We start from the raw sequence: 21176 nt of genomic DNA, 5'->3' as shown, positions 1-21176 counted from the left end.
CCCCTCCTGTCCCTGTCCCCAGACACCGCGGTAGACACCGCGGTCACCTGCGTCCACTCCACAGGCGGACGGTCCTTTTCAGCACGGCCGTCCGATCGAGACGGGCGAAGGCATCGTCCACTTTCTTTCGGAACTCGTCGCGCTGGGCGGGGGGAAGGGACAGGATCAGTTCTCCGGTCCCGTTCTTGGTAAGGAAGGCCCACGCTGACTCGGAGTCGGGTATCTTGACCTCGACCGTGATCTCCTCGACGGAGACCTCGGTGAAGCCGGCGCTTCGGAGGTCGGAGGCGGCGTCTAAGGTGTGCACGAGGGGCTGTTCGAAGGCCGGTAGGTAACCGGAGTACTTCGCGTACAGACGGTTGCAGAACGACAGGTCGCCGGAGTCATGGCTGCCCCCGGGGAGTGTGAAGGCCACCAGACCACCTGCCCTGAGTACTCGGTGTGCCTCCCTCAACACCGTGATCGGGGAGTCGAGGAGGTCGAGGGCGAACCCCGCTGTGACGACGTCGAACGACGCGTCACCGAATGCGAGTTCGTGCACGTCCATGACGTGAGCACGTACTTCGGGAAGATCCCGTCGGAGGTGGGCGACCATCGACGGAGCCGCGTCCACGGCCGTCACCGAGCACCCGCGTTCCAGAGCCGGACGGGACACGGCTCCTCGTCCCGCGGCGAGGTCGAGGAGAGCGGAATCGCTTCTCGGGTCGATTGCATTCACCATGGCGCGCCCGAAGGAGGCGTAGAAGGGAACGGCCTGGTCGAAGTCGTCCGCCAGGTCCTCGTACATCTGTGCTGTTCTCGTGATCATCCGTCTCTCGCCGTTGTCCGCATCAGTTGCTCGCGTCTCGCACTAGCGGGTGAACCTCTCCCGGAGGACGTGGGACCGCCGTGCCCTGGCGGTGAAGAACCCGATGTCTTCGCAAGCAGCGCGGATCTCGTCGGCCGCCTCCGCTCTGCCGGGCCCTCCGCCCTCTTAGTGCCCCAAGTCGATGACCGGAATCTGTGCGCTGTTCATACGCGATCCTTGTGTGTTGTGAGGGATGACCACCTACGGCCTGAACCCCGGTAGAGGAATGTCAGGACCATGTGACCTGTAGCTCTCGCAGGCCGTAGACCAACATGTCGTCCAAGAACTCGAAGGGGCCCTCCGGTTGGATGAGGCGGAGTTGGGGGAGTCGCTCGAAGAGGGCGGTGACGGCCAGTTCCGTTTGTAGCTGCGCCACGGAACTCCCAAGGCAGTGGTGTACGCCGTGACCGAAAGCCAGGTGTCCCTGTGGGTTCCTCGTCATGTCGAACTCGTCGGGGCAGGGGAAGACGGACGGGTCACGGTTGACCGTGGGCAGGTGGACGATGACTGCATCGCCTTTGCGGATCAGTTGCCCTCCGATCTCCACCTCGTCCGTACACACTCGGGCCACGCCTTGTTCGATCACAGTCCAGTAGCGCAGTGACTCGTTAACAGCCGGGCCGGCCCACCGCCGGGGGGATTCACTGATCAGACGGCGCTGACTCTCGTCCCGGAGGAGGGAGAGCATCGTCAGGGAGAACAACCCGGCCACCGTTTCCAACCCGGCCACGAGGATGAGGTTGGCGATGCCGACCGCCTGCTCCGTCGTCAGGGCGCCGCCCGCACGGAGTCTGGCGAGTCGGGAGAGGATGTCGTTGCCAGGTGCGTCCGCTTTCGCCTCGATCATCTTCGTAAGCAGGCGGTTCGTCCGTCCGCTGATCGCAACTCGACGCGCCGTCGTCGCGTCCTGGATCTGGAGCCTGCGAGCGCAGTCCATGAAGACGGACCTCTGATCTTCCGGTACCCCGAACATCTCCGCTGTTCCTGCTCCGGGGAGTGGTACGGCGACCGTGGCCGTCAGGTCGCCGGACGATGCCCCACCTCCGACCAGGGTGTTGATGAGGTCCGAGACGACGGTGTCCACCTTGGGCCGCAGCCGTCGGACGCGAGTCGCGCTGAAGTCGGACGTGACCATCCTGCGCATGGCGGTGTGATCGGGTGGGTCCATGGACAGGAAGTGCCCTGGTACACGGTGCTTGGATGAAAGAGGGAGGTTGGGGTAGTCGGGGTTGGTCGAGTCGGAGCTGAAGCGCACGTCCGCCAGGACTGCCCTGGCCGTCTCGAGGTCCGTCACCATCCAGGCATGGCCTCCGTAGGAGAGCGCAGTCCGGTACGGGCCGCCCCGTCCCAGACGGTAGGAGCTGGGTGGGTCGTAGGGGTTCTCCCGTACCTCGGGAAAACGCGGGGCGTACGCATTCTCGGTCATCGTAAGGACCACTTCCCGTCAGGAGGATTCTTCCGCGGTTCTGTTCAGTCCGTCCCATAGGGCGCGCTCCAGTTCCTCCAGATCATCTGGTCCGTAAACGAGGGCGGGAGCCAGTTGGACGCAGCCGGGGCCGGGGCTGACGAGGGCGCCAGCCCTGCGGATACTGTCCACGACGGCGGTCGGAGTAACCTCGTCCGACGTGTGCAGCCTGATAGACCGGAAGCATCCTGTGCCTCCGCTGGAACGCACGAGGGGGTGGTTGGTGATGGAGCCGAGGACCGAGTCCAGCCCCGCAGACACTCGTTTCCCGTTCTGGAGCGCGTCGAGTCGTTGCACCTCCTCGATCGACGTCACGATCGCCGCGCACGTAGAGGGGGAACCCGCCTGTGTCTCCGCGTGCACCAACTGGGCGTCGGCCCGTGCGAACACCGATTGGACCCCTGCCGAGACCACGACCGCCGCCGCCGCGCACGTACCGTTGGTCAACCCCTTGGAGGCCAAAAGGATGTCGGGGGACTCGGGCCACTCCTGACTGGCGAAGTAGGGGCCGGTCCGACCGAACCCGGTGGCGACCTCATCGGCCACGAGGAGGAAACCGTGTTCGCGTCGCAAGCGCAGCAGGTCCGCGACCATCTGCTGGGACAACGGGTACGCACCTGTGCCCAGGACCGGTTCGACGACGATCGCCGCCACCGATTCACCCTCGGTGGCCAACAGTTCGGTCAGTTGTCCCGCGTCCTGGTGGCCGACGTGACGAATCCAACGCTGGTCCACGCTGTAGTAGCTCTGGGCGAGCGATTCTCCGGTCAGGCCGTGGCTGCCGTAGGTGAGACCGTGGTAGCTGCCGTGGAGTCCCACGACGACTCGGCGGCGGAACTGTCGTTGGAGGGCCCAGTACTGCCTGGCCAACTTCATGGCCGCGTCATTGGCGGAACCGCCCGACGTGGTGAAGAGGACCTGTGCGTAGTGCTCCTCCCCACAGACTCCGAGGAGTGCCCGGGCCGCGTTGATCGCGGGAGTGTGAGCGCTTCGGAAGAGGCTCAGGTAGGAGTGGTCGATCAGGGCCTTCCCCACCGCATCGGCGATGCGTCGATTTCCGTAACCCAGGTTGGCGTTCCACAACCCGCTGGTCGCGCACAAGCGCCAGTGACCGTCGGCGAAGAGGACACGAGTCCCCTGGGCATGTGTGGCAGTGCGCTCGGGAGCCCCGAAGCCGCTGGGCCTTCCCAGGAGTTCCCACAGGGGGGACGAGGGAGACAGAGTGATCACCTCACGGTTCGGTAGGCGCGGGCCTGGATCTCGTACAGTTCGGCGTAGCGGCCGCCCAGCGCGAGGAGTTCCTCGTGGCTGCCCTGTTCACGGACCCGGGTCCCGTCCAGGACGATGATCAGGTCGGCCATGCGCACGGTGGAGAAGCGGTGCGAGACCAGGAGCGTGACGCGGCCCCGGTTTCTGAGGGCTCTGGAGCGCTCGGCGTACTGTTCGAACAACAGGTGCTCTGTCTCGGCGTCCAGAGCGGAGGCGGGCTCGTCCAGAAGCAGGATCAAGGGCTGGTCGCGCATGTAACCGCGGGCGAGGGCGACCTTCTGCCACTGTCCTTCGGAGAGTTCGGCTCCCTCGGCCCAGGTGTTGCCGAGCTGGGTGTCCAGCCCCTGGTCGAGCCGGTCCACCAGCGCGCGTGCGTCGGCCCGTTCAACCGCCCGCTCGACCGCACCGGCGTCCTCGGCCCTGGCCAGGTCGCCCAGTCCGATGGACAGCCGCAGCGGGTATTCGAAGCGGGCGAAGTCCTGGAAGGCGCCCGAGAGTCTTTCGCGCCAGGCGTCGGCCGGCATGTCGGCGAGGGCGGCATCGTCGACCAGGATCCGCCCGGTGTCGGGTTCGTACATCTTCGCCAGGAGCTTGACCAGCGTGGACTTGCCCGCTCCGTTCTCACCGACCATGGCCACCACGGCTCCCGCGGGCAGGCGGAGCGTCACGTCGTCCAGCACCTTCCGGTCCGTCCCGGGGTAGGTGAAGGAGACCCTGTCCAGGGTGATGCCGGAGCGCATCTCCTCAGGCGGGGGGGCCGGGCTCTGCTTGGCTGCCATGGAGGACAACTCCTCCAGCCACAACAGGCGGCAGCCTCCCTCCAACCAGATGGTGCGCAGGAAGTGGACCTGGCCGAGTGTCTCGCTGAGGTACTGGGCCAGGCGGCTTCCGGCGGTGAGCAGGAGCACGACCTGTGCGGCAGAGCCGCCGTTCAGCGCCACCGCGGCGACGGAGCCGACGAACGCGCTGCTGAAGACGGCGAGCGCGATCGATTGCCACGCGGTGGTCGTCCAGCGGGCCCGGGACATGGCACGGTGGCGTGCGGCCCATGCCTGCTGGCGTCCCTGGCGGACCCGGTCCCTGCCGCGGGCGACACGCAGTTCACGTCCGGGGGAGGCGTCCGTCCCCAGCAGGAAAAAGTGCCGTGCCAGGCGTGCGTGGTGTCCGAGTCTCTCCTCCAGTGTGTGTTCGGCCCCTCCGCGCCAGTGGGAGACCAGGGCGATGGGCACGGCGAACAGCCCGAGCAGTCCCAGCAGGGGGTGGACGGTCATCAGCAGGGAGATGGTCAGGATCAGGCGCAGGACGGCGCCGACCGCCTGGAACAGGTACTGGTAGACCTCACTCAGGGTGTCCGCGTGATCGCGCACGAGCTGGACACGGTTGACGTAGGAGGGGCGTTCGTGGTGCTCCAGGGAGGGGATGCCGCTCTGGAGCTGGACCACGTGCGCTTCCATGAACACCGCGGCGCGGTCGGCGAAGCGCCGGTTGGCCCGCTCGCTCAGCAGGCGCAGCAGCCAGCTGGTGACCGCCAGCGCGCCCAGGAGTATAGCTGCGGTGACCACGCCGGCCTGGTTTCCGGAGAGGACCGCGTCCGCGAGTAGCGCCAGGACGACGGCGATCAGGGCGTCGGGCAGGGCGGCGCCGACCGTCGTGGCGAACGCGACGGCGATGAGCCTAGGAGAGGCGGTCCAGCCCAGGCGCAGTGTGCGGACCATGCCCCGCCAGGAAGAGGGGAGTGGGTGGTCCTCAGCTGGCACGGTCGGCTCCGTTCCGTTCTTCGTTGAACCGGGTGGCCTGGAGTTCGAAGAGGCGTTTGTAGGTGCCTCCGAGGGCCATGAGTTCGTCGTGGCTCCCGAGTTCCACGACCCTGCCCTGATCGATGACGCAGATCCGGTCGGCGCGGCGGACCGTGGAGAAGCGGTGGGAGATGAGGACGGTCGTGCACCCCCGGGTGGCCTCCAGCACGCGGTCGAAGACCTCGGCCTCGCCGCGTACGTCCAGCTGGGCGGTGGGCTCGTCCAGGACGACCACTCCGGCTCCTCGGTTCACGGCGTGCAGGACTCGAGCCAGGGCGACACGCTGCCACTGCCCGCCGGACAGGTCGGTGCCGTTCTCGTAGCCAGGGGAGAGGATCCGGTCGAGGTCGCGCAGGTCGGCGGCGCCCGCGGTGTCCAAGGCCTGGCGGACTTCTTCGTCGGTGGCGTCCAGTGGTGCGACGTTGTCCTTGAGGGAGAGCTCGTAGCGGATGAAGTCCTGGAAGATCGCGCTGGTCCGGCGGCGCCAGGATTCCAGGTCCAGTTCTCGCAGGTCCGTGCCGTCGACCTCGATCCTCCCCGAGACCGGGTCGTAGAGGCGGCACAGGAGCTTGACCAGGGTCGACTTCCCGGCGCCGTTGCCCCCGACCACGGCCAGCGAGCTCCCGGCGGGGACGGTGAGGTCGAGCCCGTCCAGGACCGGCCTCGACATGCTGGGATAGGTGAAGGTGACGTCACGGAATCTGATTTCGGCCGCGGGCATTCCCTCGGCCGTTGTGCGTCCGGAGACCACGCTGCGGGCCGCGCCGCTGGAGGCCATCGTCGCCTCCACGCGCAGCACCGACGCGACCCCGTCGGAGGCCAGGGACAGGGCCCAGTTCAGGCCGCCGAAGGCCAGCGCGCTGGCTCCCACCGCCGCGTAGGCGAAGGTACTCACCTGGCCCAGGTCGACGGCGCCCGTGGCTGCATCCCGTCCCAGGGACCAGAAGAGCAGTCCTCCCGAGGTCGTCAGGACCGCCACTGCCCAGCGCATCGGCTTCTGCCGCAGCCGGGTAGCGTGCCAGCGCAGTTCGACGAGGGCCCGACGGTCCGCGGCGAAACGGTCGGTCACCCAGCTCGCCAGGCCGAAGAGCCGGATCTCCTTGGCGGCGGGGGAGTCGACCGCCAGCCGGTAGGAGTACTCGGCACGGCGCTGGGCGTCCAGGACCTCCCCTGTGTTGCGGTCCCACTGGGAGCTCTCACGGAGCAGCCAGTGGGTGGAGAGCCAGGCGCCGCCCACCAGGAGCGGCGCCCACCAGGCGTAGGCGGCCAGGACCGCGGCCTGTGCCAGGCCCGAGATCGCCGTCACCAGGCCGCCCGCGATGATGCTCATGGACAGGTGCAGGGGAGGGCCGATCATCCCGAGGTCGAAGTCCCGCGCCGCGGTCATCTCGTCCATGTGCGCGCGGTTCTCCAGGTGCGTGATGCCCTCGGGGGTGCCCGCGGCGACGAGCAGGCGATCGTGCAGCCGGTTAGAGACGTGCTCGCCCAGCATTGAGCCAATCTGGTTGTGCAGGGGCGCCAGGAGCTGCATGAGGGCGAAGACGACACCGATCAGGAGCAGCGGTGCCGTCAGCGGAGCACCGTCGACGACGGCTCCGACGAGCGCTCCGATCGCCACGACGAAACCCGCGGGAAGAATTCCCCGGAACAGGGTCAGTGCCCACCACACGGCTGTCAGCCCTGGATGGGACCGCCACAGGGTGGCGAAGAAAACCCATTCCCTCCGTGCTCTGAGTAAGGTCATCGGGTTGCTCTTCCCAGGGCGTTCCTCTCTGGACTCGGGCAACTGCACCTTAGGCACCAGCCTTTCTTGCGGCGGGTCTTCTCTGAGAAATGGATTTCTTCATGTGACTGTCGGAACCCTTAAAAGAAAGCAGGCGGAACATGCCCACGCCGCAATGAATCAGCGATCTGGAACCTAGCTCAGGATCCGGTTTAGTGTCAAGTCCATGTGGTGGATCTAGTTGCTCTGGGAGTGCCCCATCAGGAGTTTCACAGTTTTCACATGGCTGTTATGACTCTTGTTGGGGTTTGTCTCCGTGAGTGCCATCCGGTGTGTCCACAACTCCTTGGTCGACCCGTGGCTCCTTGTGCTCCAGTTGTAGATCCGGTTGCCCTGACCTGGAACCGTTTGCCGGAGATGGCAGCACGACAGCCCTTGATCTGCGCATTCGCCGGACACACAGACGGCCACCGCGTGATCATCGATGGTTGGGAAGACAACGAAAACCCCGGCGGTGGCCGCTGACATCAGCGTAGCGGCCCAGCGCCGGCCCCACCGGCTGAACGACCTCATCCACACCATCTCCGGCCGTCTGGCCCGACCCGCGGGGCGGGTCTTGGGCACTGCAATCTCCTCGTTCGATGACAAAATACCCGAAAGCGGGAATCTGTCTATCGAACCGAAGCAACAACAGGTTTTCGAGGATGTCGCGCGCTTGCCCCAGGGCGGGCTGGGGGAAACCCGATGGCCGCTTGTGGCCACGTCCGAGTCGGCGATCCGCAGCTCTCGGATGCCTGAACAGGTAGTTCTCCGAGTTCTGTGCATCCGACTGTCCGGCTTGCGTGGCTCTTTTTGTGTTCGTAAGCTGTAGTCTTCCCCGTGTCGGGGTCTGGTGGATGGTTCAGGATTTGCTTTCCAGGTTGCACCCGTCCCCGCGACTTAAGGTGACTTGTAGGGTCTTGACACTCTTTGCTGAATCATTGAATACTTCCTTCTGCTATGGGCCATGGGGCCTGTTGTTTCGCCCTCATGGCCGCAGATAAGTTGTTCGCTATTTTTTCGATGATGAAGACGTATTCGCTGGCCTCGGAATCTTCGATGGGGTGTTCATCAGTAACCGATTGGTCAGTTGTGTTCCGGTGCCTGTCGTCCGCCTCCATCGAATGGCGGGCGTGGAGCTGGCCCAGTGGAAAGAGGTAGCGTGGAGACCGAGTTCCGGACCGTTGAAGGGCCCGTCCTTCGTATGGTGGTCGTCGGATCCGGGGCCATGGGTCTCGAATGGATGCGAGCCGTACTGGCCTCGGACGAGACCGAGCTGGCGGGGGTGGTTGACACCGAGGTCAAGAGGGCGCGGTGGTCGGTGATCCGAACTCGGGCCGGCGAGGTTCCTGTGGCTGAGTCCCTGGACGCACTACTGCGAACCCCGCAGATCGGCCGCGTCGACGGGGTGGTCAATGTGACCCCCCCGGATGCCCATTTCCCTGTCACCGCCCGAGCCCTGGGGGCTGGCCTTCCGGTACTGGGCGAGAAGCCGATGGCCGCCTCCCTGGAGGAAGCCGAGGAGCTGGTTGTGCTCGCCCGTGACGCCCGTCAACTGTTCATGGTGGCGCAGAGTCGTACCTACGAGCCCCACCTGTCCTCACTGCGCGCTCATGTCCGTGCCATCGGACCTCCGGCCGTCATTGTGGTGAACTTCCTGCGAGACGAGGCCTTCGACGGGTTCCGAACGGAGATGGCCCACCCGCTGCTCGTGGACATGATGGTCCACACGGTCGACGCCGTGCGTTACCTTACGGGGAAGCAGGCCACCCATGTGTACTGCGAGGAGTACGGTCCGTCATGGAGTCGGTATTCCTCCGGAGGGTCGGCTACCTGTGTGTTCGAGATGGACGGTGGTGGCCGGTTCGTCTACAACGGGAGTTGGTCCGCTCCCGGTGACATGACTTCGTGGGACGGCGAGTGGCGTGTCAGCGGAGCGCACGGTAGTGCCCTGTGGGACGGGGAGGGACCACCGGTACGGCTCTCCCCGTCCGCACCCGAGCACGTCGTGCTCCCGGAACCGAGCCGGTCCGGGGACGGTATTAGGGGGGTTCTCGCGGATTTCATCCGCGCCCTTCGCACGGGTAGAACGCCCTGGGGGGAGTGCTCGAACAACCTCGGCACCCTCGCCATGGTGCACGCGGCCATCGATTCCGCCCGGACCGGACGGCGCGTTCGCGTCCCGAACCCGCCCGGACTCTCCTCCGTTGTTCCGGACCCCCGCCGTGGCGAGCACATATGAGGATCGCTCTGGCGCAGTATCGCGCAGTCGTGAACGACCCTGACAGCAATCTTCACCGAGGCTTGGACATCTGCCGTGAGGCCGCGGCGGAGGGCGCGGACCTGCTGGTCTTCCCCGAGATGTGGAGTACCGGCTACGGGACGCCGCCTCGGGCCCCGGACGCGCGCTTCGTTTGGGAGAACCTTGCGATCGGCCCCGGCTCGCAGTGGTTGGAGGCGTTCCGCGGGGCCGCGCGTGAGAACGACATGGCCGTCGTGGTCACGTATCTCCGGGATGGCGTGAACGGCCTGGGCAACGCGGCCACCCTCATCGATCGCCGGGGTCGCGACCTGCTCACCTACAACAAGGTGCACACCTGCGATTTCACCTGGGAAGCCGGGCTTACGGCTGGTGAGGAATTCGACGTGGTGCGCCTGGACACCGGCACAGAGCATGTCGACGTGGGCATGATGATCTGCTTCGACAGGGAGTTCCCCGAGTCGGCCAGGAGCCTTGCACTCGGAGGAGCCGAGCTGGTCGTGACCCCCAACGCATGCCTGCTCTGTGACGACCGCGTGGGCCAGTACCGGGCGAGGGCATTCGAGAACATGGCCGTCCACGCCATGGCGAACTACCCGGCTCCACGGATGAACGGCCGGTCCTGCGTTTTCGACGGAATGGCGTTCCGCGACGGTAGGCCGCGTGACCATCGTCTAGTGGAGGCCGATCACCGGCCGGGCCTGGTCCTGGCCGACCTGGACCTGCGGCTGCTACGGAAGTACCGGTCCGCTCAGATCTGGGGGCCGGGCACCAGGCACCCGAGCGCCTACTCGAGGTTGACCGAACAGTCATGACTCCAGACCCCCTCACTTCTTTCTGAAGGACCACACCATGCCAAATGTTCCACCCGGGCCGCGCCCCTTCCGCTTTGGCGTTCTCGCAGCTGGCGCGGTCGACGCCCAGGGTTGGCGCCGCACGGCGCGGCTGGTCGAGTCGCTCGGTTATTCCTCGCTGCTCTTCCCCGACCATCAGGACAAGGACTGGGGACCACTGGTCTCTCTGGCTGTCGCCGCGGAGCACACCTCGCACCTGCGTCTGGGCACCCTGATGCTCGCGGCCGGGCTGAGGTCAGTACCCCTCCTCTACAAAGAGATGGCGACGCTGGATATTGTGTCCGGCGGTAGGACGGAGGTTGGCCTAGGAGCGGGCTGGTACGTCCAGGACTACCTTCGCGCGGGTGTGAAGATGGCACCGCCCCGTGAACGCATCGACTTGCTCGAGGAGAGCGCCGAGGTCTTCACTCGGCTGTGGGAGGAGTCTGCGGCGAGTCTCCGCGGACGTCACCTGCAAATCGACGGAGCAGTCGGAAGGCCGCAGCCTGTCCAGGACAAAGCGCCCCTGACCATCGGTGGCGGCGGGGAACGCGTACTCGGGGTGGCGGCGCGCCACGCCTCGATCATCAACATCGGGGCGGTCCTGTCCTCCGGGGGCAAGGACACGCGCTTCGGAGCCTCGGCGACAGCGGATCGCTTCGACGAACGTGTACGACTAATCCGAGAACTCACAGCTGCCTGCGTTTCACCACCGGAACTCCAGTGCCTGGCCTTCGCAGCTGCGGTCACCGAACAGCGCGACCGGTATGCACGAAGGGTCCTGTCACCTATGTTCGGCCTCCCGCCCGAGGAGGCCCTGGAATCCCCGCTGGCCGTTGTCGGTTCCGTGGAACAGATCTGCGACACCCTTCTCGAACGTCGGGAACGGTTCGGGATCACCTATTGGGTCATTCCAGCGAACCAGGCCGAGGTGTTCGCTCCGGTGGTCGCCCGCCTGACATCGGCCGAACGATCCTCCGCTCTCATGGGGGTCGAATGAGCGGCTCGCGCGTGATCGTTACCGGTGGAGCTGGGTTCATCGGGTCGCACCTGTGCGAACGACTGGTTGCCGACGGATACGAGGTGCTCTGCGCGGACAACCTGAGTACCGGAGACCGGGAGAACCTCGAGTGCCTGGAGAACGAACCGAAGTTCCACTTTCTCGAACACGACATGGTGCGGGTCCTGCAGGTCTCCGGCGAGGTAGACGCGATCCTTCACCTGGCCTCACCGGCCAGCCCTGTCGACTACCTGCGTCTTCCTCTGCAGACCTTGGAGGTAGGTTCCGTCGGCACCCGCAACGCGCTCGATCTGGCGTACAGGACGGGAGCCCGCTTCTTGCTCGCCTCCACCAGCGAGGTGTACGGGGATCCGCAGGTGCACCCGCAGCACGAGGGATACGTGGGGCATGTCAGTCCGACTGGCCCGCGATCCGTCTATGACGAGGCGAAACGATTCTCCGAAGCACTGACCATGGCCTACCGTCGAGAACGCGGCGTCGCGACATCCATCGTTCGCATCTTCAACACCTACGGGCCGCGTATGCGCCCCTACGACGGCCGAGCCGTACCGACCTTCGTCAGGCAGAGCTTGGAGCGCGCTCCGCTCACCGTGGCCGGCGATGGAACCCAGACCAGATCTCTGTGCTACGTGGACGATCTGGTGGAGGGGATCGCGCGCATGCTTCACCGTGGCGGTACTGGTCCGGTCAACCTCGGGAACCCAGAGGAGATCACCGTCCTTGACCTTGCTCGGCGCGTGCGCGACGTGTGCGGGTCCGACTCTCCGGTCGACTTCATCGACCGCTCGGTCAATGACCCGAGCCGACGGGTCCCCGACATCACCCGCGCCCGGCGGCAGCTGGGATGGGAACCGGAGGTGATGTTGGAGGACGGCTTGGAGCGCATCGTCAGGTGGGCGGTTTCTGTGCGCCGTGAGGAAGGCCAAGACAGAGCGCAGGGACCGGTGCTCAAGGCATGAGCACACGGTCAGCCATGAATGAGAAGGGGGTGGGGCCTCCATGAACTCCTTCGCACGCCCATCGACCACGACTGTCGCCTTCGCCGTCGACGAGAACTACTGCCTCCCGCTGACGGTGGCGTGGCAGTCTCTCCGGGACTGCGCCCCCGACCTGGTCCCCGCGCTTGATGTTAGGGTCCTGCACACCGGACTATCAGGGGCGTCCCTGCGTCGCCTGACCGGCCACGCTGCCAGGTTGGGGATCTGCGTTCGGTTCCATCACGTCCACCTGCCGGTCATGGAGTACCCCGTCGCCTTCGGTGGCGCGCACGCGAATTATCTGCGCATGCTGCTACCCCGGGTCCTGCCTGAGGTGGGACGTGTGCTCTACCTCGACTCCGACCTCCTGGTGCTGGGTGACCTCCGGGAGGTCCTGGACACCGATCTGCGTGGATCGTGCATCGGCGCCGTACGTGATCCCGTCAATCCGGCTTACCGATTCGGCAAGGCGATGCCGGGCTGGGTAGAGCTGGGCATCCCTGGTGACCGCGAGTACTTCAATTCCGGTCTCATGCTTATCGACCTGGACCGCAGCCGCGAAGAAGGCTTCTTCGAGCGGGGGTTCGTTTTTGTCGAAGAATACCCCCAGCACATTCGGCTCTGGGACCAGGACGCCTTGAACTGGGCAGCTGACGACCGTTGGGAGCGCTTTCCCGCCGAGTGGAACGCTTTCCCCTTCTCCGCTCTCAACCGGACCCCCTGGGTCAGGTACACCGCGGAGGACCTCATGCCCATGGGACGGCTGCTCGACGCGGAGGTCGGCGCGCGTGTCCTCCACTACGCCTCCCCGGCCAAACCCTGGATGGGCCTCCTCCCGTCCGGCCGTGCCTCCTCCCTCTACCACGAATACCTCGACCCCGTCCTCTCAGCGGACGGAACCCCCCGCGAACAGCTCACGAAGGGTACGCAATGAACGACCGCAAGCAGATCTCCGAGTCGGTGTCGAAGCACCTCGCCACGACCATCCCCGAACTGCGCGACCAGGAGGTGTCCGAGGACAAGGACCTGCGTGAGTTCGCGGGCTTCGATTCCCTGGGCATCCTGGAGAGCTTGGTGTGGCTGGAATCGGAGTTCAACATCACGATCCCCGACGAGGAACTGACGGTGGAGAGGTTCAGCTCCGTCAAGAAGATGGTCGACTACGTTCTCGACCACCGTGGATAAAGCAGCCCACCGAAGGGACGGACACATGCGTGTACTCGGATTGGGCGGCTCCCACCACGACTTCAGTGCCTGCCTGGTGGAGGACGGACAAGTCGTCTCCTCCGTCGAAGAGGAGCGTCTGAGCAGGGTGAAGATTGCCTTTGGGCTGGGGCCCCGGCTTCAGCAGTGTGCCGCGGCGGACTATGTCCTCTCCGACGCGGGAATCACCATCGACGACGTCGACGTCGTCGTGGCCAACGACTTCATCAACCCCGTCTACACCCTGCGCTATCGCGACAGGGTCGAATGGATGGGACACCACCTGGCGCACGCTGCCAGCACCTTCTACACATCACCGTTCGAACAGGCGTCAGTCATGGTCGTCGACGGGGTCGGGAGCACGATCGAGAAGGACGGGCTCCTGTACGGGGAGACGGTCTCCCATTACACAGGGGGACCGGACGGGCTGGAATACATCGGTGGTAGGCACGGGAGAATCACCCGTAGGGAGAACCGTTCGGATGACCCCTATGAGGACTCGGTCGGTTGGATGTACGAGACCGTGTCCAAGTTGATCGGCTTCATCGGCCCGGGCGGCATGGGTGAACCGGGAAAGACAATGGGGCTGGCCCCGTACGGCAGCCCCCGGTACATCACGGCGTTCGAAGGCCTCTACCGGGTCACAGAAGGGGGATTCCAGCAGTCCACAGAGCAGCAGATCCGCCTGCGCGAACTGGTCAGCAAGGAACTGGGCCATGCCGCAGGACCCTCGGAACGAGATCAGGTGCGGGCGGACTTCGCCCACGCTGTCCAGCACCACGTTGAGCACATCCTCGTGCAACTCGCCGACTGGCTGCACGCACGGACCGGTTCAGACGACCTCTGCCTGGCCGGCGGAGTGGCCTTGAACAGTGTCGCGAACTTCAAGATCCTGCAGCGGACACCGTTCAAGCGGGTGCACGTCGTTCCCGCAGCCGGTGACGCTGGTACGGGCCTCGGCGCGGCCCTGCACGGCTATCACGCCCTGGGCGATCGAAAATGGATTCCTGCCGACCGTCCGTTCTCCCCCTACCTCGGCTGCGAGTACTCGGACGAGGAGATCGACAGGGCGATCCATGAGGCCCCTGCCCCCCTGAGAAGCGTCCGCCCCGATGACGTGTACCAGCGGGTCGCTGGGGAGATCGCCGGTGGCGCCGTGGTTGGCTGGTTCCAGGGTCGGTCCGAGTCTGGGCCACGGGCACTGGGCAACCGCAGCATCCTCGGCGATCCCCGCCATGCCGGGATGAAAGACCTTATTAACGCGAAGGTCAAGCACCGTGAGGCATTCCGTCCCTTCGCGCCGGTAGTCCTGGAGAAACACCAGACCGAGTACTTCGACTCCGACGTCAACGCGTACTACATGCTGATGGTTCCCCAGGTGCTCGAGGACAAGCGTTCGGTCATACCGGCCGTCACACACGTGGACGGAACCGCGCGGCTCCAGACCGCTTCCTGGTCGCTTAACCCCCGCCTGTGCGAGCTCCTCTCCGCGTTCCGCGATCTGACAGGGGTACCGGTCCTGCTCAACACTTCGTTCAACGACCGGGACGAGCCGATCGTCGAGACCCCTGCCGATGCGGTGCGCTGCTTCCTCAATACCCGTATGGACTTGTTGGTGCTCGGTGACGTCATCGTGAGCAAGGGAGATCCCGCATGAGGCAGCGACCTCCGGTGGTCCTCCTGTGCGGAGGACTGGGACTAAGGCTGCGCTCGGAGAGCGAGGAGCGACCCAAGCCCCTCCGCCCGCTACCGGACGGCCGGGCACTCCTACTCCACATCATCGACTACTACCGCACCTTTGGCGTGGAGGAGTTCATTCTGTGCCTGGGCTACGGGGCGGACGAGATCAAGAAAGTCGTCCTCGACGCGTTCGCCGTGCCGGTCGTAGCCGACGCGACACGAGAGAAGTCTCCCCGCTTGGTGTTCGTGGAGAGCGAGGCCGATGCGCCCAAATCCGTCCGACTCCTGGAGGCCCGCCCCCACATCGGAGACCGGCACTTCCTCCTTGGGTACGCCGACGTGCTCAGCGATCTCGACCTCGACCGTCTTCTGCGAACCCACCTGTCATCAGACGCGATGGTCACCCTCGCGGCCACACGGGTGCATTCCCGCTTCGGGCAGCTCACCATCGGTCCTCGTGGCGCTGTGACCCGTTTCGAGGAGAAGCCGCTCCTGCCGGGGCACGTCTCCGCCGGCTACTTTGTCTGTGCACCTGACTTCCTTGACAGGGTGGGAACCAGGGACGACCTCGAGCGGGACACCATCGTGTTGCTGGCTTCGGCGGGTGAGGTCAGCGCGGTCGAGCACGACGGCCTCTGGCTGCCTTTCGACACGTACAAGGACTTCTCGGAGGCGGAGGAGTTCATCTCTAGGAAGGGGTACCCGTGGTTGATGGCAGCCTGAGCGGTCACTGGCGCGGCCGGTCGGTACTCGTGACCGGCCACAGCGGGTTCGTCGGCTCCTGGGTGTGCGTGCTCCTGACCCGGCTGGGCGCCGAAGTCACCGGCTTCTCCCTTAATGAGGACGAACCGACCCGTGAACGGGGCCGGTGGCTCGGAAGCTTCGGAGTGTCACAGATCGTAGGAGACGTGCGCGACTACCAGGCTGTGGAGCAGGCGATGGGAGCCCGCAGGTTCGACGCGGTACTACACCTGGCCGCCCAGCCCCTCGTCCACGTAGGCATCAGTGACCCCAGAGGGACCCTGGAGAGCAACGTCGGCGGAACTATCAATGTGCTCGACGCCGCGCGCCGATACCCGCCGTTGGTCCTGGTTCTGGTGACGTCGGACAAGTGTTACCGGAACTACGGTGGCGAGCGGCCCTACAAGGAGGGGGACGAGTTAGGAGGGGGGTGCCCCTACAGCGTGTCGAAGGCGGTGGCGGAGCAGGTCTTCGAGGCCTATGGACGCTATTTCCCGAATTCAGGGGAAGGCACCCGTGTCGCCTCAGTCCGTTTCGGCAACGTCGTGGGAGGAGGGGACCACGGATCCCGTCGCCTGGTGACGGATTACGTCGCTGCTCTGAGCGCCGGTGAACATCCGCGTCTGCGCGACCCATCCGCCGTCCGTCCTTGGCAACACGTCCTGGACGTGTGTGAAGGACTGCTGCGGCTCCTCACACGTCTGGCCGACGGGCGGGTGCCGAGTGGGCGGTCGCTGAACTTCGCTCCTCCCGATGGCGGCGCTCCGGTGGGACGTATGGCCGAGGCCCTCGCCTCCGCTTGGCGAGCCGGCGGGGGAACACCTTTGGCTCCGGTGGGGCAGGAGGCCATTTCAGGTGAGGAGAGGGTACTCCGCTTGGACGGTTCCACGGCCCGGCGTGCGCTGGAGTGGCGACATCGTTTCGATGTGGAGGAGATGGCCGTGTCCATCGTCTCCTGGCATCGCGATGTCTTTTCCGGGAGCGCTCCTGAAATGGCCACGTCCCGACAGGTCGAGGAATTCCTGGCACAGAGCACGATCGGAGCACACTCATGAACGGTTCACACGCCGTGGTCTTCTCCCGCGAGTATCCACCCGTCTCTGTCGGAGGGACGAGCACAGTCGCGCGTGATGTGGCGAGAGGGCTGACCCGCAAGGGATGGCGGGTCTCCGTCGCTTCCACTGGTGCTGGAGCCCTCGCCTCCGTGCGAGAGCACGACGGTGCGGTCAAGGTGTACCGGTCGGGTGTGCCGAGGGTGTACGACGAGCACACCGGTCTGCGAGACGAGAGTATGAAGACTCACCGTGGTCTGTTCACCGCTGCAGAGGAGGCGGTGAGGGAGTACGGTCCTCCCGACGTCGTGGTCTTCCCGGACCTGTTCTGCTATCCGGAGGCAGCAGCGATGGCGCGGCGCTACGCCGTTCCGCTCCTCAATATCCTCCTTCAAGACTTTCGCGGTATCACGCCCTACGACGACGGTGCGCACCAGGTCACCAACGGAGTCTCGGCCCGAGCATCTCACCTGCTCGCCCTGGAGGAGAAGGCGATCCGCGGAAGCGACCACACGGTGTTTATCAGCAACGCCTTGCGAAAGGCCGTTGAGGGACACTACCCGGACCTCGACCGGCCCTGCAGCGTTGTGCACCTGGGCGTGGACTTCGAGGAGATCGACGAGATCTCCGGAAGTGCTCGGCCCGGGGACGTACGATCCTCCTTGCCCTCTGACGCTCGGCAGAAGGCGCTCATCGTGGCCTGCGGACGTCTCGTACCGGTCAAGGGGTTTTCCCTGCTCCTTCGGGCGCTGTCCGAGACCGCCACCCCCTCTCACTTGGTGCTTGTGGGGGTAGGTCCTCAGGAGGAGAGATTGCGGCGGTCGGCCCTCGGTCTCGGTGTTCGGGGCAGGGTCACCTTCGTCGGGGACGTCGCCCGCCGGGACGCGTTGGCCTGGATGGCGGCGGCCGACGTCGCCGTGGTCCCCAGCCTGTGGGAGTCGTTCTGCTACGTATGCGCGGAAATGATGGCGTTCGCCAGACCCGTGGTCGTGTCCTCCGTGGACTCGATCAACGAGTTGGTTCCAACCGACGAATACGGTTTCCGAGTTCCGGTCTCCGGACCGCTCGGAGATCGCACCATCGACCCGGAGGACCTCCGCGCAAGGATCGAACTGGCCCTCACTGATCGGCGGACCGCGAGGGCTCGAGGCGAGGCGGCCAGAACACGGGTACGGGAGCACTTCACGGCCGAACGCTTCGCCGAAAACCTGTCCGCTCTGCTCGAGGCCATGACGGGAGTGGCCGGACGTGTCTGACGCCATCGCCGACCTTTGTTCGCGGATTCCTCCTCAGCCAGGGCACACATCACGTCTTTGGCAGATGCGTCAGCTGACCCGGGCACGGCCGCCGCGCAGCCTTGGTGCCCTGGACACCCTCGCCGAGCAGGTGGCCGTGGTCCTGAACGACGCGGATACCGGACCCCTGCCAGCGGTGCTCAGTGTGACTGCCGCGGACCACGGCGTGGCCCGAAACGAGATCTCTCGTTTTTCGTACGGCACGACGTCCTCGGTGTTCTCCCTCATCACCTCTGGTGACGCTCCTATCAATCATTTGGCCGCCCACGTACCGGCCCGGGTGGAGGCGGCGGACTTCGGACTGGCGGACACGGTAAGAACCCGCGAGTACAAAGTGGCCAACGGGACGGAGGATCTGTCCAGACGGGATGCGATGTCTGTGGAGCAGGCTCGTGCCTCCATCCTCAACGGGGTCGCCTTCGCGGAGGAACGGCTCCTCCAGGACTGCTCGGCGGTGGGGGTAGGAGAGATCGGGGTAGGCAACACCACGTCGGCCGCCGCGCTGACGGCCCGACTGCTTGGACTGTCCGGCACCTCGGTCGTCGGCTCCGGAGTCGGAGCCAGTCCCGCGACGGTGGAGCGCAAGTCGCGCCTGGTCGAGGTCGCGCTGCAGAGGACAGTGAACTATCCGGACGATCCGCTCCGCCTGCTCGCAGCGCTCGGCGGCTTCGAAATCTGCGGCAATATCGGAGTGATCCTCGGCGCTGCCCGAGCTGGACGCATCATCGTGCTGGACGGCTTCATCACCGGGGTTGCCGCTGTGCTCGCCACCCGTCTGTGCCCCGCTGTGGCAGGCTACCTGGTCGCCGCCCACCGCTCGGCGGAGCCGGGCCACCAGTTCGTGCTGGACGAGCTCGAGCTCCGGCCCCTACTCGATCTGGGAATGCGGTTAGGCATGGCCTCGGGTGCTGCGGTCGCTCTGGGGATGATCAACGCGGTCCTCGCGGTGTGCGCCGATACCCCGGCGGCGGCAAAGGTGGGGCTGGTCACCCCATGAGCATGCAACCGTCAGCGGTCGTCTTCGACCTCGACGGCACCCTTGTCGACTCGGGAAGAGCCCACCTGGCGAGTCTGCGCTACGCCGCGCATACCGTCGGATTGCCTGTACCCAGTATTGAGCGTTGTGCGGACTGTCAAAGGTCGACTGACCTGGACACCCTTGCCACGTTGGTGGGGGACGACCTATCGTCCCTAGGGTTCGCAGCCTATCGAGCCTCCTTCACCCGTTTGCTGTGGACGGTGCGCGCCATGCCTGGCGCCCTCGATCTGGTACTGGCTCTGAAGGGGGCCGGTGTCGTCCTGGGGGTCTGCACGGGCAGGTCACGGGTCGAAGCACAATTGCTCCTGGATGCGGTGGGGCTGGACGTCCCGCTCATCACGTCGAGGGAAGACGTCGAGTTGCCCAAACCCGACCCGAGCGGACTCCTGGCGACGATCCAGGTTCTAGGCGCTGACCGTGAGCGCGCGGTCTATGTCGGTGATGGCCACGCAGACGCCGAGCAGGGATCAGAGGCCAGAGTCAGGACCTACGTCGTGGGAGACACGGCTCTGGTGCCAGGACCCGGGGTTGTCCGGGCAGCGTCACTCGGAGAACTTCCGATCGTCTCAGAGAGGGCACTATGACCCAGGCCGTTCTGTTCGACGCAGTGAGCAGTGTGGGCGACCGTCGTTCCACCGCTATCACCGCACGTGGTGGCACATGGACGTTCCAGGACCTTCTCGGCGCTGCCGAGCGGTATGCCCGCAGGCTTCCGGACGGGGTGGTGAACCTACGTGTTCACCACCCCGTGGCCACAGCCGTCGTGCTTCTCGCATGCGACCTGGTGGGGACACCCGTCATCCATGAGGATCCGGAGACGACGCACCCGGCCACCGGGGAGATCATCACGGACGTACCGTCATCCGAAGCGAAGGTCCAGGACGTCTTCGAAGACCTCTCCCTGCGGCACGTCCCCGTAGCCGGGGGAGGAGCACCACCCAACCTTCCGGAACGCGCACACGTCTTCTACACCTCAGGGTCAGTCGGCGCCCCCACCGGCGTCGTTAGGAGCATAGGGGCCGTACTCGCCGACGGTCGGCGTGTCGCGGAGTTCCTGAGCTACGGAGCGGAGAATCCGGTCGCCGTCTGCGCGCCCCTCTTCCACGTGTACGGCTTCAACTACGGCCTCGTGGCGGCGCTGGTGACCGGTACCCCGACTCGCCACATCCCCGTACGCTCCGTGCCGTCGCAACTGGCGCGCGAGGTGGGCGCGCACCGAGCCCGTACCCTGATCGCCCTGCCGGCTCACTACCGGTTGCTCGCTGCGGCCCCGGGCCTCTCCCTGCCCACCCTGCAGCGCGCGGTGTCGGCCGGAGCCCCGCTGTCCGAAGGCACGGCGGATACTCTGCGAAAGAGAGCCTCCTTCACCCTTCTCAACTGCTACGGCTCATCGGAGGCTGGGGCTGTGACCCTGGCTCCAGCCCTGGTGGACACCGCGCTCGTGGGACAACCGCTGCCCGGCGTGCGGACCCGCCTGGAACGGGTGGCCGAAGGCGAGGAACTCCTTCTGGGAACGGATTCGCTCGCCACAGGCCGACTCGGGCCGGACGGGTTTCGACCCCTGGACCTGGACGAAGGCTGGTACCGCACCGGTGACCTCGTACGGTCCACAAGCCCGGGTCTGCGCATAGTCGGTCGTCGGTCGAGTGTCATCAACGTCGGTGGGGAGAAGGTGAGCCCGACCGAGGTCGAGTCCGTCCTCGGAAGCCATCCGGCCGTCGAGGAGGTCCAGGTACTCCCGGAGGAGCACGACGCCTACGGACAGGTGCCCGTGGCCCGTGTCGTGCTGAGGAGTCCGGTACCTGTCGGAGAACTGGTGGGCTGGTGCCGAGAGCACCTGACCGCGCACCAGGTTCCACGTCGAATCGACTTGGTGCCCGAGATTCCGCGATCAGTGACAGGAAAGATCCTTTCCGATGCAAACAGAGAATGAGAA

18 protein-coding genes are annotated in these 21176 nt (G+C 65.7%); 13 read left to right on the top strand and 5 right to left on the bottom strand.

Annotation, left to right across the window (positions count from 1 at the left end):
• Window positions 1-43: 43 nt before the first annotated feature.
• From IDM40_RS00735 to IDM40_RS00715, 5 genes are all read right to left on the bottom strand, one after another.
• Entirely contained in the window at window positions 44-787 is a 744-nt protein-coding gene (locus IDM40_RS00735; RefSeq protein WP_193119893.1) for a class I SAM-dependent methyltransferase, read from the bottom strand.
• A 289-nt stretch (window positions 788-1076) separates the two neighbouring features.
• On the bottom strand, window positions 1077-2273 hold the full coding sequence (locus tag IDM40_RS00730) for a cytochrome P450 (RefSeq protein ID WP_193119892.1): 1197 nt from the start codon (window positions 2271-2273) through the stop codon (window positions 1077-1079).
• 18 nt (window positions 2274-2291) lie between these two features.
• Window positions 2292-3542 carry a daptide-type RiPP biosynthesis aminotransferase gene (gene mpaD / locus IDM40_RS00725; protein WP_216630160.1) on the bottom strand — a complete coding sequence of 417 codons (1251 nt, stop codon included), beginning with the start codon at window positions 3540-3542 and terminating at the stop codon, window positions 2292-2294.
• Window positions 3539-5296: an ABC transporter ATP-binding protein gene (locus IDM40_RS00720; RefSeq protein WP_216630159.1), complete on the bottom strand. Its 1758-nt coding sequence runs from the start codon at window positions 5294-5296 to the stop codon at window positions 3539-3541. The genes mpaD and IDM40_RS00720 overlap by 4 nt, the downstream gene beginning before the upstream one ends.
• A 31-nt stretch (window positions 5297-5327) precedes the next feature.
• Entirely contained in the window at window positions 5328-6995 is a 1668-nt protein-coding gene (locus IDM40_RS00715; RefSeq protein WP_328806902.1) for an ABC transporter ATP-binding protein, read from the bottom strand.
• A gap of 1306 nt (window positions 6996-8301) precedes the next feature.
• Between IDM40_RS00715 and IDM40_RS00710 the strand changes: the two genes are divergently transcribed.
• The 13 genes from IDM40_RS00710 to IDM40_RS00650 all read left to right on the top strand — a co-directional run bounded on the left by IDM40_RS00710 (window position 8302) and on the right by IDM40_RS00650 (window position 21173).
• On the top strand, window positions 8302-9381 hold the full coding sequence (locus IDM40_RS00710) for a Gfo/Idh/MocA family protein (RefSeq protein WP_193119889.1): 1080 nt from the start codon (window positions 8302-8304) through the stop codon (window positions 9379-9381).
• On the top strand, window positions 9378-10214 hold the full coding sequence (locus IDM40_RS00705) for a carbon-nitrogen hydrolase family protein (protein ID WP_235997178.1): 837 nt from the start codon (window positions 9378-9380) through the stop codon (window positions 10212-10214). Before IDM40_RS00710 ends, IDM40_RS00705 begins: the two co-directional genes overlap by 4 nt.
• Before the next feature lie 37 nt (window positions 10215-10251).
• Window positions 10252-11232, top strand: a complete 981-nt coding sequence (locus IDM40_RS00700; protein ID WP_193119887.1) for a TIGR03621 family F420-dependent LLM class oxidoreductase — start codon at window positions 10252-10254, stop codon at window positions 11230-11232.
• A complete protein-coding gene (locus IDM40_RS00695) occupies window positions 11229-12212 on the top strand; it encodes a GDP-mannose 4,6-dehydratase (protein WP_193119886.1) in 984 nt (327 codons plus the stop codon). The genes IDM40_RS00700 and IDM40_RS00695 overlap by 4 nt, the downstream gene beginning before the upstream one ends.
• A gap of 40 nt (window positions 12213-12252) precedes the next feature.
• Window positions 12253-13164 (top strand): glycosyltransferase family 8 protein, encoded by a 912-nt coding sequence (locus IDM40_RS00690; RefSeq protein ID WP_193119885.1) that lies wholly within the window; start codon window positions 12253-12255, stop codon window positions 13162-13164.
• Window positions 13161-13415, top strand: coding sequence for a phosphopantetheine-binding protein (locus IDM40_RS00685; protein WP_193119884.1), 255 nt, complete (start codon window positions 13161-13163; stop codon window positions 13413-13415). Before IDM40_RS00690 ends, IDM40_RS00685 begins: the two co-directional genes overlap by 4 nt.
• A 25-nt stretch (window positions 13416-13440) precedes the next feature.
• Complete coding sequence (locus tag IDM40_RS00680; RefSeq protein WP_193119883.1) at window positions 13441-15090, top strand: carbamoyltransferase family protein; 1650 nt, start codon at window positions 13441-13443, stop codon at window positions 15088-15090.
• Window positions 15087-15836, top strand: coding sequence for a sugar phosphate nucleotidyltransferase (locus IDM40_RS00675; RefSeq protein ID WP_193119882.1), 750 nt, complete (start codon window positions 15087-15089; stop codon window positions 15834-15836). Before IDM40_RS00680 ends, IDM40_RS00675 begins: the two co-directional genes overlap by 4 nt.
• Window positions 15818-16909, top strand: coding sequence for a CDP-glucose 4,6-dehydratase (gene rfbG / locus IDM40_RS00670; protein ID WP_193119881.1), 1092 nt, complete (start codon window positions 15818-15820; stop codon window positions 16907-16909). The genes IDM40_RS00675 and rfbG overlap by 19 nt, the downstream gene beginning before the upstream one ends.
• On the top strand, window positions 16906-18162 hold the full coding sequence (locus IDM40_RS00665; protein ID WP_193119880.1) for a glycosyltransferase family 4 protein: 1257 nt from the start codon (window positions 16906-16908) through the stop codon (window positions 18160-18162). The genes rfbG and IDM40_RS00665 overlap by 4 nt, the downstream gene beginning before the upstream one ends.
• 64 nt (window positions 18163-18226) lie before the next feature.
• The gene (locus IDM40_RS00660) at window positions 18227-19198 is read left to right on the top strand and encodes a nicotinate-nucleotide--dimethylbenzimidazole phosphoribosyltransferase (RefSeq protein WP_193119879.1); all 972 of its coding nucleotides are present in this window, start codon (window positions 18227-18229) and stop codon (window positions 19196-19198) included.
• On the top strand, window positions 19195-19824 hold the full coding sequence (locus IDM40_RS00655; RefSeq protein WP_193119878.1) for an HAD family hydrolase: 630 nt from the start codon (window positions 19195-19197) through the stop codon (window positions 19822-19824). Before IDM40_RS00660 ends, IDM40_RS00655 begins: the two co-directional genes overlap by 4 nt.
• Complete coding sequence (locus IDM40_RS00650; RefSeq protein ID WP_193119877.1) at window positions 19821-21173, top strand: class I adenylate-forming enzyme family protein; 1353 nt, start codon at window positions 19821-19823, stop codon at window positions 21171-21173. The genes IDM40_RS00655 and IDM40_RS00650 overlap by 4 nt, the downstream gene beginning before the upstream one ends.
• The last annotated feature ends 3 nt before the right edge of the window (window positions 21174-21176 follow it).

Source organism: Nocardiopsis coralli (genome assembly GCF_014892575.1).
Lineage (GTDB): Bacteria > Actinomycetota > Actinomycetes > Streptosporangiales > Streptosporangiaceae > Nocardiopsis > Nocardiopsis coralli.
Note: the sequence above shows the minus strand (reverse complement) of the source record. Positions and strands in the feature narration are given on the sequence as shown.